Source organism: Pseudomonas sp. FYR_5, from assembly GCF_043106315.1.
In the GTDB taxonomy this organism is placed as follows: Bacteria; Pseudomonadota; Gammaproteobacteria; order Pseudomonadales; family Pseudomonadaceae; genus Aquipseudomonas; species Aquipseudomonas putida_Y.
This window is the reverse complement of sequence record NZ_JBICMK010000100.1, coordinates 1-13,874: the sequence shown is the minus strand read 5'-3', so window position 1 is coordinate 13,874 and position 13,874 is coordinate 1. Positions and strand designations below refer to the sequence as shown.

Genomic DNA, 13,874 nt, shown 5'->3' with positions numbered 1-13,874 from the left:
GGGCCAAATCGGCCTCGGCCGCTTCAGTGTCAGATATGCAAGGCGTGGCCCAAGGCGCGCAGCGCGGCTTCCTGTACCGCTTCACCCAACGTGGGGTGGGCATGAATGGTGCCGGCCACATCTTCCAGGCGCGCGCCCATCTCCAGCGATTGGGCAAACGCTGTGGACAGTTCGGAAACCGCCACGCCAACCGCCTGCCAGCCCAGGATCAAGTGGTTGTCACGCCGCGCCACCACCCGCACAAAACCGCTTTTCGATTCGAGACTCATGGCCCTGCCGTTGGCGGCAAACGGGAATTGCGCGACGATGCAGTCCAGGCCCTGCTGGCTGGCTTGTTCCGGGGTCTTGCCGACCACCACCACTTCCGGGTCGGTGAAGCACACGGCGGCAATCGCAGTCGGCTCGAAGCGGCGTGCCTTGCCGGCGATGATCTCGGCGACCATTTCGCCCTGGGCCATGGCCCGATGCGCCAGCATCGGTTCGCCAGCCACGTCGCCAATGGCCCAGACGTTGCGCATGCTGGTTTGGCAGTGCTGGTCGATGGCAATGGCGGCGCCGTTCATCTTCAGGTCCAGGCATTCCAGATTGAAGCCTTGGGTGCGTGGCCGGCGGCCCACGGCCACCAGTACCTGGTCGGCCTCCAGGCGCAGTTGCCCGCCCTTGCCGTCGCTGGCCAGCAGGCAGCCATTTTCGTAGCCCTCGACGCTGTGGCCCAGGTGCAGAGCTATGCCCAGTTTTTTCAGCGACTCGGCCACCGGGGCGGTCAATTCGCTGTCGTAGGTCGGCAGGATGCGCTCACGCGCTTCCACCACACTCACCTGTGTACCCAGCTTGCGATAGGCAATGCCCAGCTCCAGGCCGATATAGCCACCGCCGACCACCACCAGGTGTTGCGGCAGTGCTTTCGGTGCCAGGGCCTCGGTCGAGGAAATCACCGGGCCACCCAGCGGCAGCATCGGCAGTTCGACACTGCTGGAGCCGGTAGCCAGCAACAGGTGCTCACACTGGATGCGCTGGCCATCGACCTCGACCTGCTTGCCGTCGAGCACCTTGGCCCAGCCATGTACTACCTTGACCCCGTGCTTTTTCAGTAAGGCGGCAACACCAGTGGTCAGGCGGTCGACGATACCGTCCTTCCAGGCCACGCTTTGGCCGATGTCCAGGCGCGGCGAGGCTACGCTGATGCCCAGCTCGGACGCCCCGGCAAAGCGCGAAGTCTGGTGGAACTGCTCGGCCACATGGATCAGGGCCTTGGACGGGATGCAGCCGATGTTCAGGCAGGTGCCGCCCAGTGCCTGGCCTTCGACCAGTACGGTAGGAATGCCCAGTTGCCCGGCGCGGATGGCAGCCACATAACCGCCAGGGCCGCCGCCGATGATCAGCAGGGTCGTTTGGATAGTCTGGTGCATGCTCACTCCACGAACAGGCAGGCGGGCTGTTCGAGCAGGCCGCGTACGGCCTGGATGAACAGTGCGGCGTCCATGCCATCGACCACGCGGTGGTCGAACGAACTGGACAGGTTCATCATCTTGCGCACGACGATCTGGCCGTCGATCACCACTGGCCGTTCGACCATGCGGTTGACCCCGACGATTGCCACTTCCGGGGTGTTGACCACCGGCGTGCTGACAATGCCGCCCAAGGCGCCAAGGCTGGTCAGGGTGATGGTCGAGCCGGACAGCTCCTCGCGACTGGCCTTGTTGTTACGTGCGGCGTTGGCCAGGCGTGAAATCTCGCCGGCATTGGCCCACAGGCTGCCCGCTTCGGCGTGGCGCAGTACGGGTACCATAAGGCCATTGTCACCTTGGGTGGCAATGCCCACGTGCACCGCGCCATGGCGGGTGATGATCTGCGCTTCGTCGTCGTAGGTCGCGTTGATCTGCGGGAAGTCACGCAGCGCCACGACCAGAGCGCGAACCAGGAACGGCAGCAAGGTCAACTTGCCACGGCTGTCGCCATGCTTGCTGTTGAGTTGCTGGCGCAGGGCTTCCAGGGCGGTGACGTCGATTTCCTCGACATAACTGAAGTGTGCGACACGGCGTTTGGCGTCCTGCATGCGCTGGGCGATCTTGCGGCGCAGGCCGATCACTGGCACCTGCTCGCTGTTCGTGCGCTTGGCATAGCCATCAGGTGTTTGCCCGGCAGTGCTTTGCGGCTTGCTCATGAAGGCGTCGAGGTCTTCGTGCAGAATACGCCCGGCCGGGCCGCTGCCATGCACATAACGCAGTTCGATGCCGGCATCCAGGGCGCGTTTGCGCACGGCCGGCGAAGCCAGCGGCTTGTCGCCCGCCTGGCGCGGCACGACGGGCGCAGCTTCATGGTTGGCGGGCGCCTGGTACGCGGCGGGTTTTACATCGTTCTGCGGTTGCGGCTGTGCTGCAATCGGGGCAGCCGGGGCCTCTACCGGCTTTGGCTGAGGCACATCCACATGGTTGCCGCTGCCTTCCACTTCGATGCGGATCAGTTCGCTACCGACCGCCATCACTTCACCGGGCTGGCCACCGAGGGCCAGCACTGTGCCGCTGACCGGCGAAGGGATTTCCACGGTGGCCTTGTCGGTCATGACGTCGGCCACCACCTGATCCTCGGCGATGATGTCGCCGACCTTGACGAACCATTCCACCAACTCGACCTGCGCGATGCCTTCGCCAATGTCCGGCATCTTGATGACGTGCGTGCCCATTCAGACCTCCATGACCTTTTTCAGTGCCGCACCTACCCGCGAAGGGCCGGGGAAGTAAGCCCATTCCTGTGCGTGAGGGTAGGGGGTGTCCCAGCCGGTGACGCGCTCGATCGGCGCCTCCAGATGGTGGAAGCAGTGCTCCTGCACCAGCGACACCAGTTCGGCACCGAAGCCGCAGGTACGGGTGGCCTCGTGCACCACCACGCAACGGCCGGTCTTCTTCACCGACTCGACGATGGTGTCCAGGTCCAGCGGCCATAGGCTGCGCAGGTCAATCACTTCGGCATCGACGCCGCTTTCTTCGGCGGCCACCTGGGCCACGTACACCGTGGTGCCGTAGGTCAGCACGGTCACGTCATTGCCAGGGCGGGTAATGGCGGCCTTGTCCAGCGGTACGGTGTAATAGCCGTCGGGCACGGCGCTGTGCGGGTGCTTGGACCACGGCGTTACTGGGCGGTCGTGGTGACCATCGAACGGGCCGTTGTACAGGCGTTTGGGCTCCAGGAAGATTACCGGGTCGTCGCATTCGATCGAGGCAATCAACAGGCCTTTGGCGTCATAAGGGTTGGACGGCATGACGGTGCGCAGGCCGCACACCTGGGTGAACATCGCTTCCGGGCTCTGGCTGTGAGTCTGGCCGCCATAGATGCCGCCGCCGCAAGGCATGCGCAGGGTCAGCGGGGCGATGAATTCGCCGGCCGAACGGTAACGCAGGCGGGCCAGCTCGGAGACGATCTGGTCGGAGGCCGGGTAGAAATAGTCGGCGAACTGGATTTCCACCACCGGGCGCAGGCCATAGGCGCCCATGCCCACGGCGGTACCGACAATGCCGCTTTCGGAGATGGGCGCATCGAACACGCGCGATTTGCCGTACTTGTTCTGCAGGCCTTCGGTGCAGCGGAACACGCCGCCGAAGTAGCCGACGTCCTGGCCGTACACCACCACATTGTCGTCGCGCTCAAGCATGACATCCATGGCCGAGCGCAGGGCCTGGATCATGGTCATGGTAGTGGTGGCCATGGCGGTTTCCGGGTTTATGCTGTTGTTGTGGTCGTTCATCTCAAACCCCCAGTTCCTGGCGTTGACGGCGCAGGTGTTCGGGCATCTCCTTGTACACATCCTCGAACATCGAGGCGGCGCTCGGGATATGCCCGTTGGCCAGGGTGCCGTACTGCTCGGCTTCTTTCTGCGCGGCAATCACGGCAGCTTCGAGTTCGGCCGTGGTGGCCTGGTGTTCTTCCTCGGACCAGTGGCCGATCTTGATCAGGTGCTGCTTCAGGCGGGCGATCGGGTCACCCAGCGGGAAGTGGCTCCAGTCATCGGCAGGGCGGTACTTGGAGGGGTCGTCCGACGTCGAGTGCGGGCCGGCACGGTAGGTGACCCACTCGATCAGGCTTGGGCCCAGGCCACGGCGGGCGCGTTCGGCAGCCCAGCGCGAGGCGGCGTAAACGGCGACGAAGTCGTTGCCGTCAACTCGCAGCGAAGCAATACCGCAACCCACGCCACGGCCGGCAAAGGTGGTCGACTCGCCACCGGCGATGGCCTGGAAGGTGGAAATGGCCCACTGGTTGTTGACCACGTTGAGGATGACCGGGGCACGGTACACGTGGGCAAAGGTGAGGGCGGTGTGGAAGTCCGACTCGGCAGTAGCGCCGTCACCGATCCACGCCGAGGCGATCTTGGTATCGCCCTTGATCGCCGAGGCCATGGCCCAGCCGACCGCCTGCACGAACTGGGTCGCCAGGTTGCCGCTGATGGTGAAGAAGCCGGCTTCGCGCACCGAGTACATGATCGGCAACTGGCGGCCTTTGAGGGGGTCGCGCTCGTTGGACAGCAGTTGGCAGATCATCTCGACCAGCGACACGTCGCGGGCCATCAGGATGCTTTGCTGGCGGTAGGTCGGGAAGCACATGTCGGTGCGGTTCAGGGCCAGCGCCTGGCCGCTGCCGATGGCTTCTTCGCCCAGGCTTTGCATGTAGAAGGACATCTTCTTCTGGCGCTGGGCAACCACCATGCGGCTGTCGAAGATCCGCGTCTTGAGCATGGCGCGCATGCCTTGGCGAAGGATCTGCGGGTCGATGTCCTCGGCCCACGGGCCTTGCGCGTCGCCTTGCTCGTCGAGCACGCGGACCAGGCTGCAGGACAGGTCGGCAGTGTCGGCAGCATCGACATCGATAGCGGGTTTACGGGCCTGACCTGCATCGTTGAGGCGCAGGTAGGAAAAATCGGTCTGGCAGCCTGGCCGGCCGGTGGGCTCGGGCACATGCAAACGCAGGGGGGCGTACTCGTTCATGCTTTTTACGCTCGCTCGGGTATTTGTTTTTGTGAGCTCTGAAGCGGCCGCCGCTGAGTACCGGCTTGTGACTGGTAAGTCAGCGTCACTTACATCTTAGTGGCCCGGCAGGAGAATTTTTCTCTCAAGTTGATTGCCTTTACCGAGCAGGGCAGATAAACATTCCGCATAAACACAAAAAACCGGTGATTTTGTCTCATGCGCAAACTCGATCGTACCGATATCGGCATTCTCAACAGCCTGCAGGAGAACGCCCGCATCACCAATGCCGAGCTGGCACGCTCGGTGAACCTGTCGCCCACACCTTGTTTCAACCGGGTGCGGGCCATGGAAGAGCTGGGGGTGATCCGCCAGCAGGTGACCTTGCTGTCGCCGGAGGTGCTGGGGCTGGATGTGAACGTGTTCATCCATGTCAGCCTGGAAAAACAGGTGGAGCAGTCGTTGCATCGCTTCGAGGAAGAAATTGCCGAAAGGCCCGAGGTGATGGAGTGTTACCTGATGACGGGTGACCCGGATTACCTGTTGCGAGTGCTATTGCCCAGCATCCAGGCGCTGGAGCGGTTTCTCGATTACCTGACGCGCTTGCCAGGGGTAGCCAATATTCGTTCGAGCTTTGCCCTGAAGCAGGTGCGCTACAAGACGGCGTTGCCGTTGCCGGCCAATGGCATGACCTTGCGGGAGTAGGGGGGGCGGCGCCGGCACAAGGATCGCATCCACCTGTAGGAGCGGGTTCACCCGCGAAGAGGCCGACACAGCCACCCAATGGGCTGCTTGATATTTTAAACACCCGCAGCCTATGTTGTTGTCAGCCTACAACAACAAGGACAAGCGTCATGAGCACCGCTCAGCTCCAGGGCATCGATGAAATCGAATGCGTCACCCCCGACCTCAACGGCGTCCCGCGCGGCAAGGTGATGACCGCCGAAGGCTTCCTCGAAGGCCGTCGTCTGCAGATGGCCCGGGGCGTGCTGCTGCAATGCATCATGGGCGGTTATCCACCAGCGAAATTCTACGGCAGTGACGACGGTGACCTGGCACTGGTGGCCGAACCCGGGCAGGTCCACCGCCTGCCCTGGAGCGATGACGGCCGCGCCTTGGCCATCTGCGATGCCAACGAGCTGGATGGCCGGCCCTCGGCACTGTCCACCCGGGGCCAGCTGAAGGCCGTGATAGCCCGCTATGCGGCACTGGGCCTGGCGCCGGTAGTGGCAACCGAGCTGGAGTTCTTCGTCTTTGCCCCCAACACCGACCCGCAGCAACCGTTCCTGCCGCCTGTAGGCAGCGATGGCCGCCGCGAGCTGGGCCATTCGGCGTTCAGTGTCAGTTCCAACAACGGCCTGCGCCCGTTCTTCAAGGAGGTGTATCACTGCATGGCCGCGCTCGGCCTGCCACGTGACACCTTCATGCATGAAATGGGTGTCAGCCAGTTCGAGATCAACCTGCTGCATGGCGACCCGCTGCTGCTGGCCGACCAGACCTTCCTGTTCAAGCACCTGCTCAAGGAAGTGGCGCTCAAGCACGGGCTGACGGTAGTCTGCATGGCCAAGCCGCTGGCGCGTACGCCCGGCAGCTCCATGCATATTCACCAGAGCCTGGTCGAGGCCAGCAGCGGGCGTAACGTGTTCAGTGACAAACAAGGCCTGCCGACAGACACCTTCCACCATTTCATCGGCGGGTTGCAGGCGTGCATGGCCGACTTCACCGCCCTGTTAGCGCCCAACGTCAATTCCTACCAGCGTCTGTGCCACCCCTATGCCTCGCCGAACAATGCATGCTGGTCCGAGGACAATCGTGCTGCTGGATTGCGCATTCCGGCCAGTGCGCCGGTCGCGCGACGGGTGGAAAACCGCCTGCCTGGCGCCGATGCCAACCCGTACCTGGCCATTGCTGCCAGCCTGGCCGCCGGGCTGCATGGCATCGAGCAGCGCTTGCAGCCATCGCCGGCCATCCAGGGCGAATTCGAGGTGCCCGAGCACCTGAGCCTGCCGTGCACGCTGCACGCGGCCCTTGAAAGGCTCGAGCGCAGCACGCAGGCGCGGGAACTGTTCGGCAGCGAGTTCATCGAAGGCTACATCGCCAGCAAGACCCTTGAGCTGAGCGATTTCTTCGACGAGATCACGCCGTGGGAGCGCCGGGTGCTGGCGGCACAGGCCTGAGCGCGACACAACCTGCACCGGGCACGCCCCCGCACAGCCAAATAGCTGTCGGGGGGCCTGCGCCAGGCGGTTTTTGCATTTATGCTGCTAGCACCCAAAACTGCCACCTGACCAGGGAGCTCCACGGGACGTATGCGAAATGTATGGAAGCCGTTTCAGTCGTTGTATTTCGCCGCGCTGATGATGTTGATCGGCTCAGGCCTGCTCAGCACCTACCTGGCCCTGCGCCTGGCTGCCGACCATGTCGACAGCCTGTGGGTGGGTGCTTTGATGGCGGCCAACTACTTTGGCCTGGCGGTTGGCGGCAAGGTTGGCCACCGGCTGATCGGGCGGGTAGGGCACATACGCGCCTATGCCACCTGTGCCGGTATCGTCGGCGCTGCGGTGCTCGGTCATGGCCTGACCAGCTGGCTGCCGGCCTGGGTCGGGCTGCGCATGATCGTCGGCCTGGGGATGATGTGCCAATACATGGTCATCGAGAGCTGGCTCAATGAGCAGGCCGATGTGAAACACCGGGGCGCGGTGTTCAGCGGTTACATGATTGCCTCGTACCTGGGGCTGGTGCTTGGCCAGTTGATCCTGGTGGTGCACCCGCAGCTCGGCCCTGAGTTGCTGATGCTGGTGGCGATGTGCTTTGCCCTGTGCCTGGTGCCCGTGGCGATGACCCGGCGTATTCACCCGGCGCCCTTGCGCCCGGCACCGATGGAGCCGAAGTTCTTCATCAAGCGTGTGCCGCAGTCGCTCAGTACGGTGTTGGGCTCGGGCCTGATTGTCGGCTCGTTCTACGGTCTGGCGCCTTTATATGCGTCAAGCCAGGGCATGAGTACCGAACAGATCGGTCTGTTCATGGGTAGCTGCATTTTTGCCGGCCTGCTGGTGCAGTGGCCGCTGGGCTGGTTGTCTGACCGTTATGACCGGGCCGTGCTGATTCGTAGCGTGGCGGTGGGGCTGGCACTGGCTGCTGCGCCATTGGCAATACTGCCCAGTGTGCCGCTGGAATTGCTGTTTGGTATCGGCTTCCTGATCTCGTTGCTGCAGTTCTGCCTGTACCCGCTGGCGGTTGCCTTCTCCAATGACCACGTTGAAAGCGAGCGCCGGGTATCGCTGACGGCGATGCTGTTGGTGACCTACGGTGTGGGTGCATGTGTCGGCCCGCTGGCGGCAGGGGTTCTGATGAAGGTATTGGGTGCGCAGATGCTGTATGCCTTCTTCGTATTCTTTGCCCTGGTGCTGGTCTGGCGCATTCGGCCGAAAGCGGTTACCGGCCTGCATCAGGTACAGGATGCACCGCTGGGCCACGTGGCGATGCCGGCGGCCGGTTCGCCGTTGTCGGCGGCGCTGGACCCGCGGGTGGATGAGCAGACCGTGCAGGACGTGATGCAGGCGCCGGTGGCGGCTGAAGACACCGAGGATGAAGAGAAGGGCGCGCAGCAACAGGCGCCTGAACCTGAAGAGGTCAGCAAGTCAGTGTAGGAGCGGGTTTACCCGCGAAGAGGCCAGCCCAGCAGAAACACAAATGAAAACGCCACCTCAGCAGGTGGCGTTTTCTGTTTTACCGACCGACGATCAATAATCGTCCTTGTCGAACCGCCGCGCCTCACGCTGCAGCTGGTACACAAAACTCTCGATCTTGCGTTGAGCCTGCCCGCTCAGGTTGTGGAAGCGCACGCCGGCAAAGGTAGTGTTGATGCGCTCTTCATAGTGCAGATGACGCAGCTCGACCATGGTATCCACCAGGCCCAGCGGGTTGCTCGCCTTGAAACGCTCATACACCTGGCCCAGTTGCAAGCGGTCTTCGACATTGCCTTCGAAGCGCAGTTTGCAGCCGGTGGCCGAGATATCCAGCAGCTTGCCTCGCATGGCGCCGTTGCCCTTGAGGTGAGCCCCGTCGAGGATGATGTCGACCAGTTGCGATAGCTTCAGCGCGGCGCGGAAGGCGTTGCGGCGCTGGTGGTAGGTCATCTCTTGCGGCAGGGCGCCGCTGTAGCAGCGGTGGCCGTCGACTTCGCTGATTTTCAGCTCGTGATCGCATTCCCAGGCGATGCGTACACCATCGTGGAAGCCTTCGACGCGGAAGTGCTCGCCGTTCTCGATGAATTTCTCGCCGTCACGGGGGATCATCTCGTCCAGCGCCAGGGTGTTGCTTTCGCGGTCCACACGCACCACATAGCTCTGGAAGCGCTGGCTGCGGTCGTGGAAGGTGATGATCAGGGGGTCGTGGCTTTCCTGCAGCTGCCGCAAGTTGGCCGCAATCTCCAAGGGGGTGCTCAACACCTTGGGTGGCTGCGGGGCATCGGATTCATTGAACACAGCTTATCGTTCTCCAGGCAAAAGCGACACACGCAAGTAACGGCATTTTGCCACTATGTTCTGTGCCTTGATAGAAAAATCACACTTGGCTGAGCGCACGCGGCTTGGCCAGAGGCGAGGTGCTGCCACGGCTGTCGTAGAGTGAGGGCGAATCGCCGCCCTGAAGGATGCGGATCTGGTTGTTGGTGACCTGTTGCTGCACCTGGATGATCCGGCCATTGGTCTGGTTGACCTGCTGGCAGTCGTCCATCAGTTGCGACAGCATGTCGAGCCGCTGCAGCATCACATCACCATGGGGTGACTGCGCGGCTACAGCCTGCACACCGGTGCGGTCGGCACTCAGGCCCAGGCTGCCGAGCAATTGGCTGCGGCGCTGGCCGTGCTGCTCGAGCAAGATGATCAACGACTGCTTGCGCGCCAGGATTTGCTCCAGCAGCGGCATGTCGCGGCCATGCAGGGCAATTGCTTCCTTGTGCAGAAGGTCGAGCAGTTCCTGCATCGGGGCAATGTCATCTTCGATCAGTTGCAGCAAGGTGGTGTCGTGCATGGCTAACTCTTGGCTTTTCTAGCGTCCGTGAAGTCAGCGCGCCGTACGGTCAGCGCTGGGCTTCGAAATCAAGCAGTTTGCTGGCGACCCGGCTGGCATCGACCTGGTAGCTGCCGTCGGCGATTGCCTGTTTCAACTCGGCCACGCGGGCGCTGTTGACCACCGGCTCGTCGCGCAGCTTGTCGCTGATCTTCTGCAACTGCTGGGCCTCCTGGCTGAGGTGTACCGCTTCTCCGCTGGCGCTGGTGGCGCTTGTCGCTTCCTGGCTGGCTGCCGGTTTTTCGGCGCTGCCGGACGCGGTATTGCCGCGCACGCCGCCCGTGACGGACGGAGAGTTATTCAAACGACTGAAGTCGATGACCATGATCAGAAACCTCTGGGTATTTGGACGCTTGCCTTGTTTTCGGCCAACCCGATATAAACTTTAGGCACAAATGCACTGCCGCCTGTCGGCAAGCCCGCGAACCCGTGTTCTGACACAGTTTAGGAAAAGCGGTTCCTCACTGCCAGCGCAATCTGGTGGTTGGCCTACATACTGACCTCGACCTGGCCAGGCCCGGTAACCCTGGCCTTGACCACGCGTTTGGAGTTGAGGTTGCGTACCCGGATTTGCTCGCTCAGGCCGCCTTTGCTCAGGGCTTCGCCCGGCATGCGCACGCTCAGGCTGCCACTGCGGGCAATGATCACCACATGGTCACCCTTGCGAACCACCTCGGCCTGTTCCAGGTGTTGCGGGGTGAGCACCTGGTCGATCACCGTGGGGCGCAGCATCTTCATGCCCACCGCCTGGTCCAGCTCGGTCAGAAAGCCCTGGCCCAGGGTGCCGACGTCTCGCTCGCGCAGGGCCACGTCACCTTCGCCGACCGTGTTGTCGCGCTTGAGCGGGCGGGTTACCACTACCACGTCGCGGAAAAGTCGCACGGTGGCCGGTACAAATACCGTCCACGGTGCTGCGCCGTTGCAGCGTATCCTTACCGTCACCCGGCCCAGTGGCTTGGCCGGGCTTTCCAGCGAGGCGTCCAGCTGCTGGCTGCACAATGGCATGCGCAACCGTGGGTCCAGCGGGTTGACCTGGATTTCATAGCGGCCGGCAGTCTGGGTGGTGGACAGGTAATCTTCAACGGTGAATTCAAGAAACCCTTGGGTGACACCGATAAGCTGTTCAGGCAAGGTGAACGCGTCCGCTACCGTGCGAACGCCGGGCATCAGCAGGCACAGCGTGGCCAGCGGGCCAGTCAGCAGGCGTGTCAATCGTCGGGAAAATGTCGTTTTCGTGTGCATGACACTCAAAAAAGCAAAGCCCGTGCCGACTCGCTACCTGAGTTGCAACGAAAGGCTGAAACGTTAAGGAGTCTGGCATGGCGGGTGTTATGGATTCGGTCAACCAGCGCACGCAGCTGGTGGGGCAGAATCGCCTGGAATTGCTGCTGTTCCGCCTCAATGGCGAACAGCTTTACGGCATCAATGTGTTCAAGGTCAGGGAAGTACTGCAATGCCCTGCGCTGACCTTGCTGCCCAAGGCGCACCCTGTGGTGCGTGGCGTTGCCAATATTCGCGGGGCGACCATCCCGATCCTCGACTTGTCGATGGCCACCGGGTTGCGGCCGCTGCAGGAAGACACACGCAACAGCTTCGTGATCATCACCGAGTACAACACCAAGACCCAAGGCTTCCTGGTGCATTCGGTGGAGCGCATCGTCAACATGAACTGGGAAGAGATTCATCCACCACCCAAGGGGACCGGCCGTGACCACTATCTGACTGCGGTCACCCGGGTGGACAGCCGCATGGTCGAGATCATCGATGTGGAGAAGGTGCTGGCCGAAGTGTCGCCGTCGTCCGAGTCGGTATCGGCCGGTGTGATCGATGCCGAGGTGCAGGACAAGGCGGTGTTGATGCGGGTGCTGACCGTCGACGACTCGTCGGTGGCGCGCAAGCAGGTCAGCCGTTGCCTGCAGACCGTAGGGGTCGAGGTGGTGGCGCTCAATGATGGTCGTCAGGCGCTGAACTACCTGCGTCAGCTGGTGGATGAGGGCAAAAAGCCGGAAGAAGAGTTCCTGATGATGATCTCGGACATTGAAATGCCGGAAATGGACGGCTATACGCTAACGGCGGAGATTCGCAGCGATCCGCGCATGCAAAAGTTGCACATCTGCCTGCATACTTCGCTTTCCGGGGTGTTCAACCAGGCAATGGTCAAGAAGGTCGGCGCCGATGACTTTCTGGCCAAGTTCAAGCCGGACGACCTGGCCCAACGGGTGGTCGACCGGATCAAGGCAGCGCATTGAAGCAGCCGGGGGCATGCCCCTCGGCACCAGTGATTGAAAAGAGGCGGCAGTAGTGTCTACGGGTAATTTGGATTTCGAACAGTTCCGGGTCTTCCTGGAGAAAGCCTGTGGCATCCTGCTGGGCGAGAATAAGCAGTACCTGGTTTCCAGCCGTCTCAACAAGCTGATGGAACAACAGGGCATCAAGAGCCTGGGTGAGCTGGTGCAGCGCATTCAGGCCCAGCCGCGCGGCGGCTTGCGCGAGCAGGTGGTCGATGCCATGACCACCAACGAGACCCTGTGGTTTCGCGACACCTATCCGTTCGAAGTGCTGAAGAACAAGGTTATCCCCGAGTTCATTCGCAACAACCCCGGCCAGCGACTGCGCATGTGGTCGGCGGCCTGTTCGTCGGGGCAGGAGCCGTATTCCATCTCGATGGCGATCGATGAGTTCGAGCGCAGCAACCTCGGCCAGTTGAAGATGGGGGCGCAGATCGTCGCCACCGACCTCTCCGGCACCATGCTGACCAACTGCAAGACTGGCGAATATGACAGCCTGGCGATTGCCCGCGGCTTGTCCCAGGAGCGCTTGCAGCGCTACTTCGACCCCAAGGGACCGGGGCGCTGGGCGGTCAAGCCAGCGATTCGCAGCCGTGTCGAGTTCCGCTCGTTCAACCTGCTCGACAGCTATGCCAGTCTGGGCAAGTTCGATATCGTGTTCTGCCGCAATGTGCTGATCTATTTCTCGGCGCAGGTGAAGAAGGACATCCTGCTGCGCATTCACAGTACCCTCAAGCCCGGTGGTTACCTGTTCCTCGGCGCCTCGGAAGCGCTGAACGGCTTGCCGGACCATTACCAGATGGTGCAGTGCAGCCCGGGGATCATCTACCAGGCCAAGTAAGCAAAAAGGCCGGTATCGAGAGATGCCGGCCTTTTTGTTTGCCGTGTCTTCGTAGGAGCGGGTTTACCCGCGAAGAGGCCGGCCCTGGTGGCCAATTTCCACTCGCCGTTCACCGTTGCGGCCGCTACCGTATTCGCGGGTAAACCCGCTCCTACACAGATTGGTGGTGGGCACACACCGGAGGTTGGACGCAGCCCGCCGTGTAGGAGCGGGTTCACCCGCGAAAGGGCCGGGCCTGCTGGCCATTTACCACCCGCCGTTCACCGTTGCTGCCGCTACCGTATTCGCGGGTAAACCCGTTCCTACACAGATTGGTGGTGGACACACACCGGAGGTTGGACGCAGCCCGCCGTGTAGGAGCGGGTTCACCCGCGAAAGGGCCGGCCCTGCTGGCCAATCTCCACCCGCCGTTCACCGTTGCGGCCGCTACCGTATTCGCGGGTAAACCCGTTCCTACACAGATTGGTGGTGGGCACACACCGGAGGTTGGACACAGCCCGCCGTGTAGGAGCGGGTTCACCCGCGAAAGGGTCGGCCCTGCTGGCTAATCGCCACCCGCCGTTCACCGTTGCTGCCGCTACCGTATTCGCGGGTAAACCCGCTCCTACACAGATTGGTGGTGGGCACACACCGGAGGTTGGACACAGCCCGCCGTGTAGGAGCGGGTTCACCCGCGAAAGGGCCGGCCCTGCTGGCCAATCTCCACCCGTCGTCCAC

At 62.5% G+C, this 13,874-nt stretch carries 13 protein-coding genes; 5 read left to right on the top strand and 8 right to left on the bottom strand.

The features are described 5' to 3' along the window. Positions 1-29: 29 nt before the first annotated feature. The 4 genes from lpdA to ACF8RA_RS20865 are packed head-to-tail and all read right to left on the bottom strand — an operon-like array spanning position 30 to position 4,976. Positions 30-1,409 (bottom strand): dihydrolipoyl dehydrogenase, encoded by a 1,380-nt coding sequence (gene lpdA / locus ACF8RA_RS20880; protein WP_392519551.1) that lies wholly within the window; start codon positions 1,407-1,409, stop codon positions 30-32. Between the two features lie 2 nt (positions 1,410-1,411). Next, positions 1,412-2,683: a dihydrolipoamide acetyltransferase family protein gene (locus tag ACF8RA_RS20875; RefSeq protein WP_176685239.1), complete on the bottom strand. Its 1,272-nt coding sequence runs from the start codon at positions 2,681-2,683 to the stop codon at positions 1,412-1,414. Further along, complete coding sequence (locus ACF8RA_RS20870) at positions 2,684-3,742, bottom strand: alpha-ketoacid dehydrogenase subunit beta (protein ID WP_012051588.1); 1,059 nt, start codon at positions 3,740-3,742, stop codon at positions 2,684-2,686. A 1-nt stretch (position 3,743) separates the two neighbouring features. Beyond that, positions 3,744-4,976 (bottom strand): 3-methyl-2-oxobutanoate dehydrogenase (2-methylpropanoyl-transferring) subunit alpha, encoded by a 1,233-nt coding sequence (locus ACF8RA_RS20865; RefSeq protein ID WP_176685240.1) that lies wholly within the window; start codon positions 4,974-4,976, stop codon positions 3,744-3,746. A gap of 198 nt (positions 4,977-5,174) precedes the next feature. Between ACF8RA_RS20865 and bkdR the strand changes: the two genes are divergently transcribed. From bkdR to ACF8RA_RS20850, 3 genes are all read left to right on the top strand, one after another. Next, positions 5,175-5,660 (top strand): Bkd operon transcriptional regulator BkdR, encoded by a 486-nt coding sequence (gene bkdR, locus ACF8RA_RS20860; protein WP_003254485.1) that lies wholly within the window; start codon positions 5,175-5,177, stop codon positions 5,658-5,660. A 230-nt stretch (positions 5,661-5,890) separates the two neighbouring features. Then, entirely contained in the window at positions 5,891-7,132 is a 1,242-nt protein-coding gene (locus ACF8RA_RS20855) for a glutamine synthetase family protein (RefSeq protein WP_392519579.1), read from the top strand. A 132-nt stretch (positions 7,133-7,264) separates the two neighbouring features. Beyond that, complete coding sequence (locus tag ACF8RA_RS20850) at positions 7,265-8,605, top strand: MFS transporter (protein ID WP_064614948.1); 1,341 nt, start codon at positions 7,265-7,267, stop codon at positions 8,603-8,605. Positions 8,606-8,698: 93 nt separating this feature from the next. Here the strand turns inward: ACF8RA_RS20850 and ACF8RA_RS20845 are convergent, their stop codons facing one another. The 4 genes from ACF8RA_RS20845 to flgA form a co-directional block, all read right to left on the bottom strand. Next, the gene (locus ACF8RA_RS20845) at positions 8,699-9,442 is read right to left on the bottom strand and encodes a flagellar brake protein (protein ID WP_392519550.1); all 744 of its coding nucleotides are present in this window, start codon (positions 9,440-9,442) and stop codon (positions 8,699-8,701) included. 79 nt (positions 9,443-9,521) lie between these two features. Further along, on the bottom strand, positions 9,522-9,989 hold the full coding sequence (locus ACF8RA_RS20840) for a flagella synthesis protein FlgN (RefSeq protein ID WP_176685242.1): 468 nt from the start codon (positions 9,987-9,989) through the stop codon (positions 9,522-9,524). Positions 9,990-10,038: 49 nt separating this feature from the next. Next, entirely contained in the window at positions 10,039-10,353 is a 315-nt protein-coding gene (gene flgM, locus ACF8RA_RS20835) for a flagellar biosynthesis anti-sigma factor FlgM (RefSeq protein WP_279934548.1), read from the bottom strand. A 164-nt stretch (positions 10,354-10,517) separates the two neighbouring features. After that, positions 10,518-11,270 (bottom strand): flagellar basal body P-ring formation chaperone FlgA, encoded by a 753-nt coding sequence (gene flgA / locus ACF8RA_RS20830; RefSeq protein WP_176685244.1) that lies wholly within the window; start codon positions 11,268-11,270, stop codon positions 10,518-10,520. Positions 11,271-11,347: 77 nt separating this feature from the next. Between flgA and ACF8RA_RS20825 the strand changes: the two genes are divergently transcribed. Continuing rightward, positions 11,348-12,277, top strand: a complete 930-nt coding sequence (locus ACF8RA_RS20825; protein WP_339535012.1) for a chemotaxis protein CheV — start codon at positions 11,348-11,350, stop codon at positions 12,275-12,277. A gap of 52 nt (positions 12,278-12,329) precedes the next feature. After that, a complete protein-coding gene (cheR, locus tag ACF8RA_RS20820; RefSeq protein WP_004575768.1) occupies positions 12,330-13,157 on the top strand; it encodes a protein-glutamate O-methyltransferase CheR in 828 nt (275 codons plus the stop codon). Positions 13,158-13,874 lie beyond the last annotated feature (717 nt).

What these genes read in the sequence shown, in the direction of transcription:
- ACF8RA_RS20850 (WP_064614948.1), top strand. Translation starts at nt 7,265, where the DNA reads ATGCGAAATGTATGGAAGCCGTTTCAGTCGTTGTATTTCGCCGCGCTG.
- flgA (WP_176685244.1), bottom strand. Translation starts at nt 11,270, where the DNA reads ATGCACACGAAAACGACATTTTCCCGACGATTGACACGCCTGCTGACT.
- ACF8RA_RS20840 (WP_176685242.1), bottom strand. Translation starts at nt 9,989, where the DNA reads ATGCACGACACCACCTTGCTGCAACTGATCGAAGATGACATTGCCCCG.
- flgM (WP_279934548.1), bottom strand. Translation starts at nt 10,353, where the DNA reads ATGGTCATCGACTTCAGTCGTTTGAATAACTCTCCGTCCGTCACGGGC.
- bkdR (WP_003254485.1), top strand. Translation starts at nt 5,175, where the DNA reads ATGCGCAAACTCGATCGTACCGATATCGGCATTCTCAACAGCCTGCAG.
- ACF8RA_RS20875 (WP_176685239.1), bottom strand. Translation starts at nt 2,683, where the DNA reads ATGGGCACGCACGTCATCAAGATGCCGGACATTGGCGAAGGCATCGCG.
- ACF8RA_RS20870 (WP_012051588.1), bottom strand. Translation starts at nt 3,742, where the DNA reads ATGAACGACCACAACAACAGCATAAACCCGGAAACCGCCATGGCCACC.
- ACF8RA_RS20855 (WP_392519579.1), top strand. Translation starts at nt 5,891, where the DNA reads ATGACCGCCGAAGGCTTCCTCGAAGGCCGTCGTCTGCAGATGGCCCGG.
- ACF8RA_RS20825 (WP_339535012.1), top strand. Translation starts at nt 11,348, where the DNA reads ATGGCGGGTGTTATGGATTCGGTCAACCAGCGCACGCAGCTGGTGGGG.
- lpdA (WP_392519551.1), bottom strand. Translation starts at nt 1,409, where the DNA reads ATGCACCAGACTATCCAAACGACCCTGCTGATCATCGGCGGCGGCCCT.
- ACF8RA_RS20865 (WP_176685240.1), bottom strand. Translation starts at nt 4,976, where the DNA reads ATGAACGAGTACGCCCCCCTGCGTTTGCATGTGCCCGAGCCCACCGGC.